The following is a 19,361-nucleotide window of genomic DNA, read 5'->3' as shown; positions in this document are numbered from 1 at the left end:
GAGAAACAAAGCGCCTGCTGATCAGGCGGCAATCGCCAGCTTCGGACGAAGTCTCGAAATGTTGAATGGCGCAGGGTCGACCAGCGTATCGCCGCCCATGACGATATCAGCCATCAAATGGCCGGCACCCGGCCCGATGCCGAACCCGTGGCCGGAAAAACCGGAGGCGATGAAGAAGCCCGGCGTCGACGGCACATCGCTGATGACAGGAACGGCATCCGGCGTCACATCCATCATGCCCGCCCATTCGTTGACGACGCGCGCCTTGGCAAAGGCCGGATAGGCGCGCGCGAGATTGGCAAGCGCCTTGCGGTTGAAGGATTTTGTCGGCAGCGGATCGAGCGTGCGGATCGTCTCGAAGGCCGTCTTTTCGTCCAGCTGCCAGCGTCTCGGCATCACCAGTTCATCGATGAAAGATTTGCCGACGCGCAGCTTTAGCTCCCGCCAGGTCTGAACGAAGGACGGCATATATTCGAAGAACAGGCGAAAACTGTCCGGCACGATATTGGCGATATTGGCATTGCGTAGCGCCACCGAATAATCGCCATCCAGACGCTTTCTATAGGCGAAATCACCGGCGCCGACCGGCATGTCGGAAATACCCTCGATACCGGTGACGCGGGCAACAGTGCCCATCACCTTCAGCTGCGGAAAGTCGATGCCCATATTACCGGCAAACAGCCGCGACCAGACACCACCCGCCAGCACGACAGACGAGCAGGTAATCCGACCACGCTCGGTAACGACGGCGGAGATTTTACCCGCCGAGCGCTCGACACCACGCGCGGCACATTGCGTTAGGATGTGAGCGCCGGCGCGTCTTGCCGCATTCGCCATGGCAACCGTCGCCAGTGCCGGTTCGGCACGCCCGTCGCTCGGCGTGTGAAGACCGCCGATAAGACCGCCCGACGACCCCGGCAGCAGCGCCTCGGTCTGCGGGCCGGTCAGCATTTCGGAGTTCAGCCCGTACGCCTTGCCCTTTTCATACCAGCCGCCCCAGATCTCCATGTCGCGCTTGTTGTAGCAGAGATAGGTGATGCCGGTGCGTCGCCAGCCGGTTTCCTCGCCGGTGCGTTCGTTCATCTGCGACCACAAACGCAGGCTTGCCATGGTCAGCGGAATTTCCGCCGGATCGCGACCCATCTGGCGTGTCCAGCCCCAGTTGCGCGCCGATTGCTCGCCGCCAATCACGCCCTTTTCGACCACCGCGACGGAGACGCCGCGCTCCGCCAGCGTCAGCGCCGTGTTGATGCCGATAATGCCGCCGCCGATGACGACGACATCGGCATGCGCCGGCAGTTTGGCATCGCCTTGAAAAGGAGAAACGGGAATGGAAAGTGACATGGCCTTTGCCTCAATGGTCTATTTGAAAATTCAAGCCGCCCATTCCGGGCCGGCGTCCTGCACCAGATGGCCCGGCGATACTTCGCGATAGGTCCGCGCAGGTGGCACGTAGTCTCCGGGCCGCACCGGGCTACGGATCTCGCTGTCGGCAATCTTGTGGCGGTCACGCCGTCGCGACGGATCGGGCACCGGCACGGCCTCGATGAGACGGCGCGTATAGGGATGAACCGGATTGGAGAAGATCGCCGCCCGCGGCCCGATCTCGACGATTTCGCCGAGATACATCACTGCCACCCGGTGGCTGATCCGCTCGACCACGGCCATGTCGTGGCTGATGAAGATGAAGCCGAGCTGCATCTCCTGCTGCAGTTCCAGAAGCAGGTTGACCACCTGCGCCTTCACCGAAACGTCGAGCGCCGACACCGCCTCGTCGGCGATGATCACGCTCGGTTTCAGCGCCAGCGTTCGGGCAACACAGATACGCTGCCGCTGGCCACCGGAAAATTCGTGCGGATACCGTTTCGCAATCTCCGGCGACAGGCCGACGCGGGTTAGCAGCGAGGCTGCAATCTCGTCCTGCTCCTTCTCCGTTGCCAATTTGTGGATGCGCAGCGGCTCGGTGATCGCCCGGCCAACCGTCAGGCGCGGATTGAGGCTGGCGAACGGATCCTGGAAAATCATCTGCACCGAACGGCTGAGCGATTGCCGCATGTCGCTGCGCATCGGCTTGCCACAGATCTCCACCTTGCCCGCTGTCGGATGCAGCAGGCCGGTGATCAGCTTGCCCGTCGTGGACTTGCCGCTGCCCGATTCCCCGACGATCGCCAGCGTTTCCCCGCGCGCAAGCGTCAGGCTGACATTCTCGACCGCATGCACACGCGCGGTCACCTTGCCGAAAATCGTTTGCTGCACCGGAAAACGAACCGACAGGTCCTTCACATCGAGCAGAACTTCCGATGTATCGATGGTGGATTGCAACACCGAAGCCTCGGCAGCAAGGCCGGTATTGATATCGTAGATGGCAAAAGGCTGCGGATCGCTTGAGCCGTTCATCGATCCCAGCTGCGGCACGGCGGAAAGCAGGGCCTTGGTGTAGGGATGCCGGGCATTGGCGAAGATCTCGGTCGTCGTGCCCTCTTCCACCACGTCACCGCGATACATCACCACCATGCGGTCGGCGACTTCGGCCACCACGCCCATGTCGTGGGTGATAAAGAGAACGGCCATGCCCTCTTCTTCCTGCAACTCCTTGATCAGGTTCAGCACCTGCGCCTGGATCGTCACGTCGAGTGCGGTCGTCGGCTCGTCGGCAATCAGCAGTGCCGGCTTGCAGGCAAGCGCGATGGCGATCATCACGCGCTGGCGCATGCCGCCGGAAAACTGGTGCGGATATTCACCGTAACGCCGTGCCGCAGACGGGATATGCACCTTTTCCATCAGCCGGATCGCCTCGATCTTGGCCTCTCCCTTCGAGATACCGCGATGGGCGATGATGGATTCCGCAATCTGCTCACCAATGCACATTGTCGGGTTGAGCGAGGTCATCGGCTCCTGAAAGATCATCGCGATCTCGTTACCGCGCAGCGCCTTCAGGTCTTTCGGCGAAAGGGAGAGAAGCTCCTTGTCTCCCAGCCGGATCGAACCTTCGATCCGAGTCGACTGCTGCGGCAACAGGCCGAGCACGGACAGTGCAGTGACGCTCTTGCCCGAACCGGATTCACCGACGATCGCGACGGTCTCGCCCGGTGCGATATCGAAGCCGAGATTGCGCACGACCGAGGTCCATCCGTCCTTGTTGCGAAAGGATATGTTCAGACCGGAAATCGACAGGCCGGGCTTTGTTGTGGTTTCGGCTATCGACATCACTGCCCCCTGATCTTGCTGGATTTCGGATCGAGCCTGTCACGCAGGTCGTCGCAGAAGGCATTGAGTATGAGGATCATCGCCGTCAGCGCTGCACAGGGCCAGACCAACAGCATCGGCGCCTGCGCCAGCGTCGCGCGGCCCGTCCCGATCATCAGCCCGAGCGATGGCGCCGGCGGCAGCACGCCGAGCCCGAGGAAGGACAGGCCGGATTCCAGCACCACGGTGACTGCGACAGTGAACGAAAACTGCACGATCAGCGGACCGGCGATATTCGGCAGGATGGTGGAAAACATAACCCGCGCATTGCTCGCGCCCATGCTGCGCACGGCCTCGACATAATCCTGCGAGCGAACGGAAAGCACGCTGGCATGCGCGACGCGCGTAAAACTTGGCACGAAGACGATCGCCAGAACCGGAATGAGCGTCACCGGTCCCGGCCCGTAAAGCGTCACGGCCAGCATCGCGAGCAGCAGCGGCGGAAAGCAGAGCACGATATCGATGAACCGCATCGCCAGCATTTCGGTCAGCCCGCGTGAATAACCGGCCAGAACGCCAAGCGCCGTGCCGATGACACCCGCCAGAATGGCTGCGGCAAAGGCCACGATCAGCGAGTTTCGCAGCGCGAAAATGAGACGCACGAGAATGTCGCGGCCAAATTCATCCTGACCGAACAGATGCTGGGCCGACGGACCGGCAAAACGGGCCGCAGTATCCATCAGCAACGGGTCCTGCAGCGGCAGAACGGGAGCGAGAAGACTGATGACGAGCAACAGGGCCAGAAGATAGGCCGGGATCTGGCGTGGTGTGAATTTCAAGGACGTTCCGGTCATTTGCGCACCCGCGGATCAGTCAGGCCGTAGAGAACATCGACCAGGAAGTTGAGGCCGATGAAAAGCGCCGAAATCACCAGAATGACGCCGGTCACGGTCGGATAGTCACGGGCATTGACGCCGCTGACCAGCATTCCCGAGAGCCCCGGCCAGTTGAACACATATTCGACAAGCACCGTGCCGCCGAGAAGCGAGCCGATCTGCAGCGCGAAAATGGTGATGACGGGGATCAGCGCATTGCGAAGGATGTGGTGGAGCACGATACGGCGGTCGCCCAACCCCTTGGCGCGCGCGGTGCGCACATAATCGAGCGGAAGCACTTCCAGCGTCGAGGCGCGGGTGATCCGGAAAACAATCGCGGCAAGGCCGATGCCGATGGAAAATGCCGGCATCAGCAACAGCATCATGTGCTTGCCCGGTGCCTGCGAAAACGCCACGAAACCGCCCGCAGAGGTCAGTTTCAGCATCTGCGAGAAAACAAGAATAAGAAGCGTGCCCAGCACGAAGACCGGAATCCCCTGGGCAAAACCCGCGACATAGGATGCAACGCGATCGAACGACCTGCCTGTGTGAAGTGCAGCATAGATGCCGGCCGGAATTCCGATCACCAGACTGATCAACGCCGCAAGCCCGATCAGTTCCAGCGTACGCGGCAGCCGTCGCGCGATCTCTGCAGAAACCGAACTATCATCGACCATCGAACGCCCTAGATCGAAGGAAGCAAGGCCCTTCAGCTTCTCCATATACTGCTCGACGATCGGGCGGTTCAGCCCGAGATCCTCGCGGATCATCTGCACGGTTGCCGGATCGGCCGAAGCGCCATCCTGCGACAGAAGCAGTTCGACGGGGTCACCGGGAACGAAGTGGATGGACATGAAGACCAGCGTCACGATCACCCATAACATGATCAGACTGGCAATCCCGCGTCTCAGAAACCAGAACATATAGCCCCTATTCTCTTTTCGTCACGGCAAAGGCCGCCGCAGTCATGCGACACGGCTGCCGATGCCATTTCCGCCTCCACCTGCGTCAAACGCAAGTGGAGGCGCTGGGGGAGATGGTGTCAGGCAAGCGCCAGCTTGTCGAACAGCGTTGCCGAGAAGGGCGACATCTGGTCCGGCAGCAGTTCGAGATTGCCGACAGTCTTGTTGCGGGCAAAACCCGTCGCGCGATAGGCAAGGCCGCAGAAGCTGGTATTATCGCAGACGAGCTTGTCGACTTCGGCGTAAAGCGCGATGCGCTTGGCTTCGTCGCCCTCCTGGCGGCCACGCTGCAGCAGATCGGTCAGGCCCGGAACCTCGAAATTACGGCTGCGAAGGAAGGTCTGGGTCAGCGACGGATCGATAACGGTTGCCGCCGCATCCGGATCGAGCGTATCGATACCGATGCCCTGGACCGCAAAGTCGCCGATACCGCGATTGCCCATGGTTACGCGGGTTGCCCAGTCCGGCATGGTCAGGTTCACCTTGATGCCGATTTCGGCCAGATGCGACTGGACCAGCACGGCAATGCCGGAATGCATCGTATATTGCGAGGTTGCAAGCAGCGAGATCTCAAGACCGTTCTCGTGACCCGCTTCCTTCAGCAGGGCCTTTGCCTTTGCCGGATCATAAGACCAGTAATTGGCCAGTTCCTTGTTGTAGTAAGGCGAGACAGACGGGCGTGGAACGCCGGCAAGCGGAGCGCCGCGGCCATAAAACACGGTGTTGACGATTTCCTCGCGGCGAATGCCAAAGGCAACCGCCTGGCGCAGCTTCGAATCCTTGAACACGCCCGAACCGTTGAAGCTCAGATACATGAACGCACCGGAGGCCATGGCGTCGAGCTTGAGATTGGCGTCCTTGTCGATCGTGTCCATCGCACTCCACGGCACGTAGTCGATCAGGTCGACATCGCCGGCGGTGAGTGCCGCAACGCGCAGGTTCTCATCCGCATAAGGGGTGATCTGCACATCCTTGAAGGAGGGCAGGCCTTCCTTGAAATAATGCTCTGAGGCAGTCAGCGAAATGCCGACGCCCTTTTCGGCGGAAACGATGGTGAAGGGTCCGGCACCGATACCCTGCTCTTGGGCGTCGGTGGAACCGGCCGCAATGATGGCGAGGAAGGGATAAGCCATGACCGAGGGAATGGTCACGTCCGGTGCCTTGGTGACGAGCTTGAAATTGCGGTCGTCGACAATCTCAATAGAGGCGATCTGGGTCACCGGATCGCGCATATAGGCACCCGAGCCTTCGGCGGCGATCTTTTCCAGCGTCCACTTCACGTCGGCCGAGGTCACCTTCTGGCCGTTGGAGAATTTCACGTCCTTGAGCACGAAGGCCCAGGTCAGATCGTTTTCGCGCGTCCAGCTTTCCGCCAGTTCGCCGACCAACTGCCCCTTCGCGTCATAGGTGACGAGGTTGCGGTTGATCAGGGCCGAAACGAGCTGACCCGCATAACCGACATTGATCCATGGACGAAAATGCGACGGATAGGTGGACAGGCCGACCCGCAGGGTCTTGGCTGCCGGAGCAGCAAAAAGCTGACCGGGAAGTGCTGCGGCGGCGCTGGAGATTGCGAGATATTTCAGGAGATCTCGGCGATTAACAATCATAGCAGTTCCCTCTTTTATGATCTGTCTGTTTCTGGCTTCAAGGCACGGCGCGCATGTCTTCATGCTTTCGCGGATGCCTTGCTATCAAGCATCGACCTGTCTTGCCGCGCTCCCTTAATCATCCATTCCACCCGATGACGAAGCGGCGGCTTAAAGGAAATCCGAAAGGCTTGCGGCCGATGGTTTCCGTTGGTTCAAGCTAAGGACCAGAAATGAAAATCGTCAAGCTCAATTCCAATAAAAGGGCCAAATAATTATCATTAGTCCGATTATAGGAATAAATACGTCTCCTTATGACTGCCAATCATCAAAAATCACCACGTTATTCCGATAGTCGGTCCATAAAATAATATATGATCCATTTATTGGAATTTAGTTGACGATTTTCATTTCTGGTTCTTACATGAAGGCACCTCGGGGCAAACGGCCTCAAAACAAGAAGGGGAACTTCATGGTCTGGCGCATTGGCGTGGATTCCGGCGGTACGTTTACCGATGTATGTCTGTTTGAAGAGAACACCGGCGAAGTGAAGATCTGGAAAGTATCGTCCACCCCGGACGATCCATCCCGCGGTATCACTCAAGGGGTGGAAGAAGGCATCCGCGAAGTCGGCACCACCGCCGCCGAGGTTGCCTTCCTCGGTCACGGCACGACGGTCGCCACCAACGCGCTCATTCAGGGCCGCGGCGTCGAGACGGGCCTGATTACCACCGACGGTTTCCGTGACCTTCTCGAAATCGGCCGCCAGAAGCGCCCTGACCTCTATGACATCCAGGCCGACAAGCCCGATACGCTGGTCAGCCGCGACCTGCGCATCGGCGTCAAGGAACGCGTCCTGTCGAACGGCGAAACCGAGACCTCGCTCGACGAGGAAGAGTTCCGCGCCGCCGTCCGAGAACTGAAAAAGGCCGGCGTCAAGTCGGTCGCCGTCTGCTTCCTCTACAGCTTTTTGAATTCCGAACACGAGGCGATCGCCGGCCGCATTCTCGAAGAAGAGTTCCCTGAAGCCTTCTCCGCGCTGTCGCACAAAATCGCCCCGGAATTCCGCGAGTTCGAGCGCCTGTCGACCACGGTCGTCAATGCCTATCTCGGCCCGGTGATGAAGGGTTACGTCAATGCGCTCAGCGGCAAGCTGAAGGACCTCGGCATTTCCGTCGCCCCGCAGCTGACCCAGTCGAATGGCGGCGTCATCGGTTTTGATGCGGCAGCGGATCTGCCGGTCCGCACCGTACTGTCCGGCCCGAGCACCGGTGTCGTCGCCGCACAGGCGATCGGCCGCATGACCGGCATCGAGAACCTCATCACCTTCGATATGGGCGGCACTTCGAGCGACGTCGCGCTTCTGACCGGCGGCAAATGCCAAGTCGTCAACGAATCCGTCGTGCACGGTTATCCGATCAAGGCGCCGATGCTCGACATTCACACGGTCGGCGCCGGCGGCGGTTCGATCGCCTATGTCGATAATGGCGGTTTCCTCAAGGTCGGCCCGCGCAGCGCCGGCGCCAATCCCGGCCCCTCCTGCTACGGTCTCGGCAACCCGGAACCGACGGTAACGGACGCCAACGTGCTTCTGCAGACGCAGAACCCGAAATACCTGCTCAACGGCCGCATGAAGATCGACCAGGAACTTTCGCGCGCCGCAATCCAGACTCTGGCCGACAAGCTCGGCATGGGCGTTCTCGAAACGGCAAACGGCATTCTCGATATCGTCGCCGCCAACATGGCAAAAGCCATCCGCGTCATCAGCGTGCAGCGCGGCCACGATCCGCGCGAATACACCATGGTCGCTTTCGGCGGTGCCGGCCCGGTTCACGCCGCGCGTCTGGCAAAAGAACTCGGCATGAAGCGCATCCTCATCCCGCGCACCCCCGGCGTGCTTTGCGCGCTCGGCCTGCTGATGACCGACCTGCGTACCGATTTCTCCTCCACCCAGCTGACCCGCCTCGACGAGGCAAGCGCTGATGGCATCGGTGAAATCTACGCCGCCCTCGAAGCCAAGGCCTATGCCTGGTTCGACAGTGAAGGCATTGCCCCGTCTGCACAGCAGATTTCCCGCACGGTCGACGTCCGTTATGCCGGCCAGAACTACGAGATCTCCGTCCCGGTCCCGGCAGGAAAGGTCACGGCTGCGACCTTTGAAGCGATCGAGGAAGCTTTCCTCAACGCCCATCGCCAGCTTTACGGCTTCATCGCCGAAGGCGAGCCGGTGCAGATGGTGACCTTCCGCGTCGCCGCCAGCGGCCTTGTCGAAAAGGCACAGTTCCAACCGGCGGAAATCGAAGGCCCGGACTCGTCTGCGGCGATCACCGGTTCGCGCGAAGTCTGGATGATGGAAGCTGGCGGCTTCGTCACCGCGACGCTTTACGACCGTGCCAAGCTGAAGGCCGGCAACGTCGTCCATGGCCCCGCGATCATCGACCAGATGGATACCACCACCGTCGTGCCGATGGATACGACCGCAACCGTCGATGCCTATCTCAATCTCATGCTTGAGGCGAAGTGATGCTGAACGTCAATCAGGAACAAACCACGGCCATCAATCCGATTACCGTTGAAGTGATTGCCAGCGCTTTTGCTTCGACCGTCGAGGAAATGGGCGAAGCGCTCGTCCGCGCCAGCTATTCCACCAATATCAAGGAACGCCGCGACTGCTCGACGGCGCTCTTCGATGCCAATGGCGCGATGCTCTGCCAGGCCGAGCATATCCCGATGCATCTCGGCAGCTTCATCGGCTTCATCCCTTATCTGATGAAGACGCCGGGTCTGGAAAACATCAAGCCCGGCGACATCTTCATCGGCAACGATGCCTATGAGGGTGGCGGCACCCACCTGCCCGATATCGTCATGGCCTCGCCGATCTTCGTTGAAAACCGGCTCGTGGCATGGGCCATCAACACCGCCCACCATTCCGACTTCGCCGATCGCGGCCATGCGCATATCTATCAGGAAGGCCTGCGTATTCCGCCGGTCCGCCTCTACAGGGAAGGCGTGCTGCAGGAGGATATCCAGCGCCTCTTCCTGCTCAACTGCCAGGTACCGCATGAGCGCGTTTCCGACCTTCGCGCCCAGATGGCGGCAAACCGCCTCGGCATTACCCGTCTCAACGAACTCTGCGAGAAATACGGTCTCGACACGGTTCTGGCCGCAGGCGCCGAACTGATGAACTATGCGGAGCGCAAGATGCGCCTCGGCATCGCCTCCATCCCCGACGGCACCTATTCCTTCAAGGACCGTTTCGACAGCGAATCGCTTGTCGGCGAACTGGAATTCGGTGTCACGATCGAAGTCAGGGGCGATGAGGTTCACCTCGATTTCGTCAGCCCGCCACAGGTCCGCGCCGGCCTCAACGTCGTCTATACGGCACTTCTGGCAACCGTCTATTACGCGGTAAAGTCGATAGTCGATCCGACCATCCTGCCGAATGCAGGCCTTGCTCGCCCGATCCATGTGACGGCGGAAGAAGGCAGCCTACTGCGTTGCGGACACCCGGCAGCCGTGGATGGCCGCATCACCGCCTGCCAGCGTGTCGTCGATCTAGTCCACGGCGCCTTCGCCCAGGTCATCCCGCACCGGGTCACCGCCGCCTCCAACGGCTCTGTCGGCGTCGCGAGCTTCAACGGCACAAGGCCCGACAAGAGCCTCTGGGTCTATCTCGAAACCATCGGTGGCGGTTCCGGCGCACGCTGGAACAAGGATGGACTGGATGGCGTGCATGTGCACATGACCAACACCTCCAACCTGCCCGTCGAAGCGCTCGAGAACGAATACCCGATCACGCTTCTGCGTTATGAACTGGTGGATGGTTCCGGTGGTGCCGGCACGTTCCGCGGCGGCATGGGCCTTCGCCGTGTCTACCGGGCGCAGGACGATTGCCGCGTGCAGGTCATGGGCTCGCGCCTGATCTCCGCACCGTGGGGCATCGATGGCGGGCTCGAAGGCGCCCGCGGTTACTTCTCGCTCAACGGCAACCGCGACGTCTTCGTCGACGGTTCGGTCGACCTCAAGGCCGGCGATCTCCTGGAAATCGTAACCCCCGGCGCAGGCGGTTACGGAGCCCCGACCGGCCGCCAGAAGAACGAGGTCGAGCGCGACGTGCGTGAAGGACGGTTGACGGCCGGCGAAGCCGCATCGCTTTACAGCTAACCTAACCCTGGTTGCATTCCGCCCGGAATTGACAAGCCGGGTGGAAACGTTTCACAGCTTGAACCCGTATCGGCCTGCACTGTCGAAGAACTGCAGGCCGATACACTGCCTTTGGAGGACAGGAAATTGAGCGCGGAAAAGAAATCGTCGAGCAACGTCATGCGCGCGGCCGAGATCCTCATGGCGCTCGCCGATGCCAACCCGCCGGGCCTGACGCTTTCCGACCTCGCGACGCAACTGGACGACGCCAAATCCGCCGTCCACCGGGCGCTTGTCGCGCTGGGGCAATTCGGCCTTGTCGAGCAATCCGGCCGACGCGGCGCCTATCGACTAGGCCCCGGCATCTATGCACTGGCCAACAAGTCGCACAGCATCAACGACATGGTGAATTTCTATCGCCCGGCACTGATCAGCATAAGCGCCGAAACCGGGTTATCGAGTTATCTTATGGTGCGCTCAGGGCTGGATTCCGTCTGTCTGGATTTCGCACTGGGCACCCTTCCCATGCAGGCCCTGTTCGAAGGCGTCGGTGGGCGTCTGCCGCTCGGCGTCGGGCTCGGTGGCGTTTGCGTCCTGGCGCAGATGGAAGAAGCTGCCCGCGACAGGATCATCGAGATCAATACCGAGCGCTACGGCCAATGGGGCGTCGACGCTGATACCGTCATGCAGGAAATCACCATGCTGAAGACGGAAGGTTACGTCTTCGGCACGAGAAAACACGGCGGCGGCGAGATCAAAACGATCGCCTTCCCTGCCGAAAAGGCAAACACCTTCAACAGCCAGGCCGCGATCTCGCTTCTTTTGCCGAATGACACAGGTATTGCCGATCTTAAAGCGCTGATGAGAAGCCTGCAAAGACATCTGGACTAACCGGCCCGCGGGAAAACCAGCTGCCGATAAGCCTCCGGCGGACACATTACGCCGTCGAGCCTTCAACCACGAGCGAATTGACCGGGGCACTCCGAGAGTTGCTTTATCTGCGTGATTTTTCCGCCGGTAAGCCACCCAGCGTCTGGCAGCTCCATGCGAGTTTTACAACGGTACATAGATTACTCTGATAATGGGTATTCTGGTGTCAGGAAGCGATTTTATAGACGTTTCAAGCGCCGTTGCGCGCACCAGAACATCAGGGAATTGCGTCCGTCCTCTGCCCGGATCAAGGGAAGCGGCTACCTTGACGGTCTCAGATAAAAGCCGATCCGTATTGGTGGCATAGCTACCACACCACACCACACGCCAGCGATGATCAGGCAAAATAATCAACCATAAATTGATCTTATGCATGTTTACGCGTCAATATTTCTGGCACTCAGTTGGACGCTGATCGAGGCGTGTCGTGTGTCACGATCTGCATCCAAGCGGCTCGACGACCGGATACGCGCGCCTGCGAAATGGCAGTAGATCGACCATAGGCGAAAGAAGTGCCGATGCTGTTTGGAAAATTGCACGCCGACATATTCACGGTGTTTTCCGGCTCCAACAGGCATATCTATGAGAACGTCATCGCCAAAATTTACGAGCGTTTTTATCAGGCCGACCTGTATTTCCCCAGTCAGAACGATTTGCTCACGCTGATCTACGATCAATTGGCGGAACAGCCTCTCCTGTGGAGAGATGACGAAAGACCTATCGTGCTGGATCAGCTTGCGACGGGAAGAGGCCGCCGGATCCGGCGCCGCCGCAACGAGAAAGCCGACCCGATCGCCAGCAGCGACGCCATGATGCGAGCTCGGCATATCTATTACCGCCTTATAGCAACCGGCTGGCTTGAGCCGATCCACTATGGTTTGAAGATCACCGTCGACATGCCACCCGGTGCAATGCGCCTTGCGGAATTCCTGAGTGGCTTGACTGCCGGCGTTTCGGAACAGCTCGGCGGCCTGGTGGTGCAGGTAAAAACCAACCTCGACCATCTGCAACTGAACGCCCGTGAAAATGCGCTGGGTCTGCACAAGGCCGCACGCGATGCCGCCTCTTTCGGACGATACATGCGCAGCGTCCTGTCGGCCCTGCGCGAAATCGACAAACAGGTCGTTGCCAGCGAAAACATCAGCGACCGCCTCAAGCACTATTTCGAAGATTTCGTCGAGCGGGTTCTGCTGCAGGACTATGCCGCAATAACGACAACCTCTCATCCATACCGCTATCGTTACAGAATTATCGAGGCACTCAACACGCTTGAGGATAACATCGCGGATATCGGAGCGATCGCGGATGCCTATCTGGAAGCGCGTCTTTCAACCGAGATTGCCAGTGCCCGCGAACTGGTTCACGACGACCTGCAGCGTATCCGCAACGTCTTCGACCAGATAGAAGATGCTTTCGAAGCCATTCAGCAGCATCGGGCAAGACTTGAGACCCGATTGCGCAATACCGTGCGATATGCCGGACGCCGTAGCGGCGGCTTTCTTCTTCGCAGCAGCTCGGTCCTGCTCAGGCTCGACAAACTGATTGCCGCAGGCAGGGCAGAGGCCACGATACCGGGCATGATTGAGCCTCGCCTGCCGCCTCTCTCGCCTTTTCTTCTCGCCCGCCCGCGTAATACGCGCCAGCCGATTGTCAGCGACGTACTGGCGCTTCCGCCGGTCGATCCAGTCTGGGAACTGAGAAAACATCTCGAACGTATTTATATGCAAAGGCTGGCCGTCAGACCCGAACAGGTCATGCATTTCCTCGAAAGTCGCGTATCCGCGATTGGTGAAACCCGGGCCAGCCGCTTCCGGATCGACACGATCGACGATTTCCTGGCTTTCGAGGCACTACGTTTGATCGCCCATTCGAATGCGCCGGAAAAGCCGAGCGACAATCCATTGGCCAATCTCCTTGCTACCCGGTTCATTCTCACACCGGTGGCCGATGCAATCGTCGACAATGACTGGCTGCAATGCGCGGACTTCAGCGTTGCCCGCACCCGCTCCAACACATACCGGGAAAACTGAGATGCTCATCGAATTCCGTAATCTGGGTGAACGCGACCCGAAACGTCTGGAGCGCGTCACCCATGTGATCAATCACTTGCTGCGCCATCAGTTCTTTCATCTCGACGACCGCGGCGCGCCCGGCATGATGGAGACGCTCCTGCGGCCGGACATTGAAAAACTCGTGGCAAGCTATTTCGAAGTCGCGGGTTATCGCCTCGTGGTGCGCGACATACAAGGCTGGGCCGGCATTCTTCCCGATACGGAAATCATCACCGGCCCGCGGATGCGAATTGACGAGACGCTGGTTCTTCTCCTCATGCGCCGGCTTTGGGGCGAAGGCGATCTCGGAAAATACGGAAACATGCTGACAACGCTCAACGAGGCTTACGACGCCTATCAGGACATGGTGGGCGGCAGCCGCAGGCCTGCGCTGGGAATAACCGAATTCAGAAATCTCGTACAATCCCTCGAAAGACGGGCGATCGTCAGGCTCGGCGAATTTGATGACGAAGCGCATGACATGCCCCTCATTATCCGGGCTCTCGTCGACACGGTGAGTGGCACGCAGCACCTGACTGGCGTCGAACAACTCCTGTCTGGTCCGGATTTTCAGGACAATGACGAAGAACTTTCCGAGGAAGACAAGGATGCCGCCGAATGATGCAGCTCAGCCGTATCTCGCTGGTGCAATGGCACCTCTTCCACAAAGAAGACCTCGATATTTCCGGCAATAGTGCAATCCTCGGCCAAAACACGTCGGGAAAATCGACGCTGATCGACCTTATTCAGGCCGTCATGGCTGGGGGCTCCACTCGCTACTATCGTTTCAACCGCTCTGCTGGCGAAACCGGCAGCAGCCGATCGGAACGGACCTTGCGCGGTTACTGCCTGGGACAGCTGAATGAACACCACGTCCTTCGCGAGCAATCCGTCACCCATATAGCGCTCGTCTTCGATGATCCCGATGGCCTGCGCAAACCCGTAAGCATAGGGCTTTGCATCGAGGCATCGGCCACCGAGGATGCCCAGGTCGTCGGCCGTTATGTCGCCCAGGGAGTCCGTGTTCACACCGATATGCTGATCGAGGATTTGCCCGACGGGCAACAACGATCGGCATCTTGGCCACTTGTCCGCTCAAGGCTTGAACAGGCCTGCGCGGAACAGGGAACCACGCTTCTCAGACCGGACGTCGCGCGCAATTTCATCCGCGAATATATGCGCCTTCTTTTTACCGGCCGCAGGCACGGCGATCCGGAACGTTTCATCCGCGCTTTCATAACCGCCCTGTCTTTCGAGGAGATGCGGTCGGTTGAGGATTTCGTGCGACGTTTCCTACTGGAAAAGGATGACATCGACATCGGTGAATTGCGGGAATCGATCCAGCGATACCGCGATATCCAGAAGGACATCCACGAACTGGAGCGACGCCTTGAAGCGTTGCGCATCATGCAGAAGCTGGTTGGTGAATATGTGGTCCTGCTCGAACAGGAAGATATTGCCCGTGGTGTCGAAAGGCTGGCGGGACTCATCGAATCCGGTGCGGCATTTGTTGCAAAACTTCGCACACTCCGCCGGATGACTGTCGAGCTTGAACACGTGAGGTCGGAAATCACCCGCCTTGATGACGAACACAAACTGCTTGTCGAAGACGAGGAAATCCTTCAGGCGCAAATCGCCGCACAGGACGTGACCTCGCAGAAATCCTTGCTGACCGCAGGACTCAGGTTGAAGGAACAGGCCCGCTCTGCCACGGCGACCCGGCTGCAACAACGGTTTGTGGATACGATACGCGCGGTATCCCTTCTCGATTATCGCGAAAAGCTGGCGCCCCTGAAACTCGGGCGGTTATTCGAGACACTCGACACCATTCGCCTGAAAACCGGAGATCACAGCCCACCCGCATGGCCCCGTAACCCGACAGAAATGGAGCATCTGATCGAAGCCGCCAGAGCGCAGGCGGGTTCGAGCCAGACCAAGTTGCTGGAGCGGCGCGACGAGGCAATCACCTGGCGCAAGAACCTCGAGACAGAGCTGAAAGGGTTACAGGACCGATTACAGGACGCACGCTCGGGCCAGGTGCCGCTGGAGGCGGCGACGGCGAGACTTATCAGCGCCTTGCAAAGAGAGGGCATGCGTCCACGCGCCCTGTGCCAAGTCACCGAAATCATCGACGAAAACTGGCGTTATGCCGCGGAGGCACTGCTTGCCCGCGACCGCGAAGCCATCATCGTCGATCCGGAACATGCCGCGCGCGCTGTCGAAATCCTGCGGGCCGACAGAAACGGTTTCCGCGGCTGCCGCGTCATCAACACGCGACGTCTTGCAACAAGGACACTGGAAGCACAACCCGGCTCGCTTGCAGGCGTCATGAAGAGCGACGATCCGCTTGCAGCCGCCTTCATCGATTTCCGTATTGGAAAAGTGCGCCTTGCCCATACCCAATCCGAGCTCATGGACGGCGGCCGTGCCATCATGAAGGACGGCACCTATAACAATGATATGGTCGTGGAAGTCCTGCATGCTCAGGGCGGCCTGAAGATCGGCCGTGCTGCAGCGCCGCTGATGCAGGAGGATCTTGCAAGGCAGGTCCAGGAGCAGCGCGGGCTGATCGACAATCATGTTCAGAACGAGAAGTTCTATGACGACCTGGCAAGGCGGCTGGAGGCCTTGATGCAACCGGTCGAGGCTGCCGACCAATTGGAAAGCCTCGCTTCTGAAATCAACCAGCTTGATGAAAAACGTGCAGATCTGCAGCAACAGATCGATCGGGTCGTGTCGAGCATAGATCCGGCCCTCAGGGCTGCTCTTGAACAGATAAAGCAGAGATTGCAAAACGTCCGGGACGACAGAAGTGAATGCCTGGTAAAACGCGGCCAGCTCACGGCCGGTCTGACAGAAATACGCCTTACGCTCGGTGGTGTTGGAAACCAGCTTGGATCACGGGCCCATTTTTCAATGCGCCGCGACCTCTTTCGCCAGAGAATTCGAAATCGCGCCCAACTCGCCGCACTTCGGGAAACATATCTTGCCCAGCGCCCCAAAACCCTTGCCAACGTCATAACGGATATGAGGAAACGCGCGGAAGACACAAAGGACGAAGCTCGCGCCTGCGAAGGAGAGCTGCGCGATGCTCTTACACATTATCGGCTGAACTTCGATAACACCGCGCCGTTGATCGGACCTGCGACCATCTCGACCGAGATCAGGGCCTGGATCGAAACCAATACCGCAATGCTGGAGGCAAACGAGCTGATCCGCTACAGGCAGCAGGCGGATGAAGCAGCAAGCCAGATCAGCCGCCTTCTGCGAACAGCTTTCGTGCAGGAACTCAACAACCGCTTCAACAAGCTGGCCGGCGAACTAGACACGCTTGCCCGGGCGCTGAAATCCCGCCCCTTCAACCACGAGATCTATACGCTGAATGCCCGTCCGAAGCCTGAACTATCGGGCCTGTATCAGCTGGCACAGGCAAGCCAGGATGACGAGAGCGTCTTCGAATCCCTGTTCAGCCATGAAGCGCCGCGCGACCAGCAACATGCACAGGCCCTGGCGGAGGTCGAAAGGCTGTTGAACGACGAGACTCTGGATTTCACCATCTACCAGGATTACCGGAACTATTATTCGTTCGACCTGACGACACGCAACATCGAGACGGGCCTGCAAACCAGCTACGAACGACGCAAGGGCACAGCAAGCGGCGCAGAGCGCCAGGTGCCCTATTACGTCATCATTGGTGCGGCACTGGCAAGTATCTACCATAGCGCAGGTCGACACACCGAACGGGCGGATTTCGGGCTTGGACTTGCCGTTTTTGATGAAGCATTCAGCAAGATGGACGGTCCAAACCAGCGCACCCTGCTCGGCTTCTACAGCGATATCGGCCTGCAGGTCGTGATTGCGGCGCCGTCGGAAAAACGTGCCGTCGTTTACGAAAACATGGACAGTATCGCCGACGTCTTTCGTCACGGCAATGCGGCAACCACCGAGTTCATCCGGATCAAAACCTATGCGCAGGACCTTATGCGTGCCGGCAATCCACAATACATGACCGACGCCCAGCTGGCTGACCGAATAAAGGCCGGCGGCTCGGAACTTCCTGCCGGCCTGGATACGGGCACATGAAACACATAAGCTTTGGGGATGCCGGCAAGCTTCTCGCAAATCTGCTCGACCGATATGAGGCAAAGCCGGGTGTGGCAGCTCTCTTCGGTTATGCAAACGAAGCAGCCTTTTCGAGCGTGGAGGCGCGTGATCGTTTTATCGAGACACTCCGCAAGGCCGAGAAGCTGGGGGCGGTGAAACTGGAGAAGGCAAGAGCTTCCGCTGACACGGCCCTGCGGATCAGGCTTGTCGATGTAGACATCCTCTATCGTCATCTTGGCCGGGTGCCTTCCCACCATCAGGTCCATACCCTGCTGACCGATTTCTACGAGCTTCCGAACCTCCCCGAAACGGCGCGGGAGGTGCTCGACGAAATCGGCGCGGCCTGGTCACGTAATGTCCGGAAATTCGGGATCATGCCGAATGATACGGCGAGCCTGAAGGATGTGTTGCTGCTTGCTCGCGGTTTACAGGAACGGGCAAGCGACCCGGCCGCTGTCGCAATCGATTTCCGCAGCTTTTGCCGCTCCGTCAATACCGGCAGCAAGGCGCTCGACCATCTGGCCTCAAGCGTTGTCGCCATCCATTCCCGCCTCTATCCCGGCCAGCGAACACCCGAAAGCCTCGACACGGACGAGGCTCTGGCCACATTCGGCGTTTCGCGAATGCCGCAGCCACTTCAGCTCAGCGGACCGATCGCAATCGATGGAGTAATACTGCCGACACTTTCCTACTACGGCTTCCCTCCAGATCAGGCGGCGACGATAGGGCTTTCCCATGCTGTGGACTATGTCCTGACGATCGAAAACTACACATCCTTCATTCGCCATGCCCGTGAATGCAACGGCAGCCAGAAAGGCCTTGTCCTCTACACCGCAGGCTTCCCGGCCCGGAGCCATCTCCGGCAGATCACCCGCCTCTGTCGCGAAGCCGGTACCGCCTGCTACCACTGGGGCGATCTCGATGCAGGCGGGGTGCGGATCTTCAGGCATATCGAAAAAGCATTGCAGGCGCAGGGTGTGCAATTGCAGCCGCATCTGATGGACGCTGCTATTCTTACACAATATGGTGTCGCTGCGGTGGGCAGGTCCCCCCTCCCTCCGCAAGGTGCCTCCGGCAGTGCAATTGAACATCTATGGTGCGCGCTGAGGGAAACCGGGCTGGTTCTCGAGCAGGAAAGCCTATCACCTCGTTTGCCGGGCTAAGGGGGCGTTTGACACATTGCCGCTAACTTCGCGGTCTATTTCGGCAACAGGATATTCTCATCAACATAGAAAGCCTTGATGCAGAACCCTAAGCCGAAGCGGAGGCTGACTGGAAGATGCTACAAGTTTGTTTTTGTTGCTGTGGCAGGGCGTTGAGGTTTTTTGTCCCCGATCCTCGGTGACTGTCGTGTTATTCTTGTCGTCAGCGGAGTACAGTGACCGTTTACCAAAACAAAAAAGCCGCCTTCAGGGCGGCATTTTTGTTTGGTTGCGGGGGCAGGATTTGAACCTGCGGCCTTCAGGTTATGAGCCTGACGAGCTACCGGGCTGCTCCACCCCGCGCCAAGCGCAAACCTTT

General features: G+C 59.2%; 12 protein-coding genes and 1 tRNA gene. 7 read left to right on the top strand and 6 right to left on the bottom strand.

Annotation, left to right across the window (positions count from 1 at the left end; genetic code table 11):
• Positions 1–21: 21 nt before the first annotated feature.
• The 5 genes from GGE33_RS00065 to GGE33_RS00045 form a co-directional block, all read right to left on the bottom strand.
• On the bottom strand, positions 22–1,344 hold the full coding sequence (locus GGE33_RS00065; protein WP_183820767.1) for an NAD(P)/FAD-dependent oxidoreductase: 1,323 nt from the start codon (positions 1,342–1,344) through the stop codon (positions 22–24).
• A gap of 30 nt (positions 1,345–1,374) precedes the next feature.
• Entirely contained in the window at positions 1,375–3,207 is a 1,833-nt protein-coding gene (locus GGE33_RS00060) for an ABC transporter ATP-binding protein (RefSeq protein ID WP_183820766.1), read from the bottom strand.
• Complete coding sequence (locus GGE33_RS00055) at positions 3,207–4,040, bottom strand: ABC transporter permease (RefSeq protein WP_183820765.1); 834 nt, start codon at positions 4,038–4,040, stop codon at positions 3,207–3,209. Before GGE33_RS00055 ends, GGE33_RS00060 begins: the two co-directional genes overlap by 1 nt.
• Positions 4,037–4,984, bottom strand: coding sequence for an ABC transporter permease (locus tag GGE33_RS00050; RefSeq protein WP_183820764.1), 948 nt, complete (start codon positions 4,982–4,984; stop codon positions 4,037–4,039). The genes GGE33_RS00055 and GGE33_RS00050 overlap by 4 nt, the downstream gene beginning before the upstream one ends.
• Positions 4,985–5,103: 119 nt before the next feature.
• Positions 5,104–6,633: an ABC transporter substrate-binding protein gene (locus GGE33_RS00045; RefSeq protein ID WP_183820763.1), complete on the bottom strand. Its 1,530-nt coding sequence runs from the start codon at positions 6,631–6,633 to the stop codon at positions 5,104–5,106.
• A gap of 451 nt (positions 6,634–7,084) precedes the next feature.
• On the opposite strand from GGE33_RS00045, the gene GGE33_RS00040 reads away from it, so the two are divergent.
• The 7 genes from GGE33_RS00040 (at position 7,085) to GGE33_RS00010 (ending at position 19,003) form a co-directional block, all read left to right on the top strand.
• Positions 7,085–9,136 (top strand): hydantoinase/oxoprolinase family protein, encoded by a 2,052-nt coding sequence (locus GGE33_RS00040; protein ID WP_183820762.1) that lies wholly within the window; start codon positions 7,085–7,087, stop codon positions 9,134–9,136.
• Positions 9,136–10,776 (top strand): hydantoinase B/oxoprolinase family protein, encoded by a 1,641-nt coding sequence (locus GGE33_RS00035; protein WP_183820761.1) that lies wholly within the window; start codon positions 9,136–9,138, stop codon positions 10,774–10,776. The genes GGE33_RS00040 and GGE33_RS00035 overlap by 1 nt, the downstream gene beginning before the upstream one ends.
• Before the next feature lie 126 nt (positions 10,777–10,902).
• A complete protein-coding gene (locus GGE33_RS00030; protein WP_183820760.1) occupies positions 10,903–11,646 on the top strand; it encodes an IclR family transcriptional regulator in 744 nt (247 codons plus the stop codon).
• Between the two features lie 557 nt (positions 11,647–12,203).
• Entirely contained in the window at positions 12,204–13,715 is a 1,512-nt protein-coding gene (locus GGE33_RS00025) for a Wadjet anti-phage system protein JetA family protein (RefSeq protein ID WP_183820759.1), read from the top strand.
• Position 13,716: 1 nt separating this feature from the next.
• Positions 13,717–14,358 carry a DUF4194 domain-containing protein gene (locus tag GGE33_RS00020; RefSeq protein ID WP_183820758.1) on the top strand — a complete coding sequence of 214 codons (642 nt, stop codon included), beginning with the start codon at positions 13,717–13,719 and terminating at the stop codon, positions 14,356–14,358.
• Positions 14,355–17,819 (top strand): SbcC/MukB-like Walker B domain-containing protein, encoded by a 3,465-nt coding sequence (locus tag GGE33_RS00015; RefSeq protein ID WP_183820757.1) that lies wholly within the window; start codon positions 14,355–14,357, stop codon positions 17,817–17,819. Before GGE33_RS00020 ends, GGE33_RS00015 begins: the two co-directional genes overlap by 4 nt.
• Positions 17,816–19,003 (top strand): Wadjet anti-phage system protein JetD domain-containing protein, encoded by a 1,188-nt coding sequence (locus tag GGE33_RS00010; RefSeq protein ID WP_183820756.1) that lies wholly within the window; start codon positions 17,816–17,818, stop codon positions 19,001–19,003. The genes GGE33_RS00015 and GGE33_RS00010 overlap by 4 nt, the downstream gene beginning before the upstream one ends.
• A gap of 265 nt (positions 19,004–19,268) precedes the next feature.
• On the opposite strand, the gene GGE33_RS00005 is transcribed toward GGE33_RS00010, so the two are convergent.
• Positions 19,269–19,345: transfer RNA gene (locus tag GGE33_RS00005), tRNA-Met, on the bottom strand.
• Positions 19,346–19,361 lie beyond the last annotated feature (16 nt).

Origin of the sequence: Aliirhizobium cellulosilyticum (genome assembly GCF_014198105.1) — a bacterium.
Classification (GTDB): domain Bacteria; phylum Pseudomonadota; class Alphaproteobacteria; order Rhizobiales; family Rhizobiaceae; genus Neorhizobium; species Neorhizobium cellulosilyticum.
The sequence above is the reverse complement of the archived record's forward strand: the minus strand, read 5'-3'. Positions and strand labels throughout refer to the sequence as shown.

Bases quoted from the DNA above. Each gene is read 5' to 3' on its own strand.
- GGE33_RS00065 (WP_183820767.1), bottom strand. From the start codon at position 1,344: ATGTCACTTTCCATTCCCGTTTCTCCTTTTCAAGGCGATGCCAAACTG.
- GGE33_RS00045 (WP_183820763.1), bottom strand. From the start codon at position 6,633: ATGATTGTTAATCGCCGAGATCTCCTGAAATATCTCGCAATCTCCAGC.
- GGE33_RS00025 (WP_183820759.1), top strand. From the start codon at position 12,204: ATGCTGTTTGGAAAATTGCACGCCGACATATTCACGGTGTTTTCCGGC.
- GGE33_RS00035 (WP_183820761.1), top strand. From the start codon at position 9,136: ATGCTGAACGTCAATCAGGAACAAACCACGGCCATCAATCCGATTACC.
- GGE33_RS00010 (WP_183820756.1), top strand. From the start codon at position 17,816: ATGAAACACATAAGCTTTGGGGATGCCGGCAAGCTTCTCGCAAATCTG.
- GGE33_RS00055 (WP_183820765.1), bottom strand. From the start codon at position 4,040: ATGACCGGAACGTCCTTGAAATTCACACCACGCCAGATCCCGGCCTAT.
- GGE33_RS00060 (WP_183820766.1), bottom strand. From the start codon at position 3,207: ATGTCGATAGCCGAAACCACAACAAAGCCCGGCCTGTCGATTTCCGGT.
- GGE33_RS00015 (WP_183820757.1), top strand. From the start codon at position 14,355: ATGATGCAGCTCAGCCGTATCTCGCTGGTGCAATGGCACCTCTTCCAC.
- GGE33_RS00040 (WP_183820762.1), top strand. From the start codon at position 7,085: ATGGTCTGGCGCATTGGCGTGGATTCCGGCGGTACGTTTACCGATGTA.
- GGE33_RS00050 (WP_183820764.1), bottom strand. From the start codon at position 4,984: ATGTTCTGGTTTCTGAGACGCGGGATTGCCAGTCTGATCATGTTATGG.
- GGE33_RS00020 (WP_183820758.1), top strand. From the start codon at position 13,717: ATGCTCATCGAATTCCGTAATCTGGGTGAACGCGACCCGAAACGTCTG.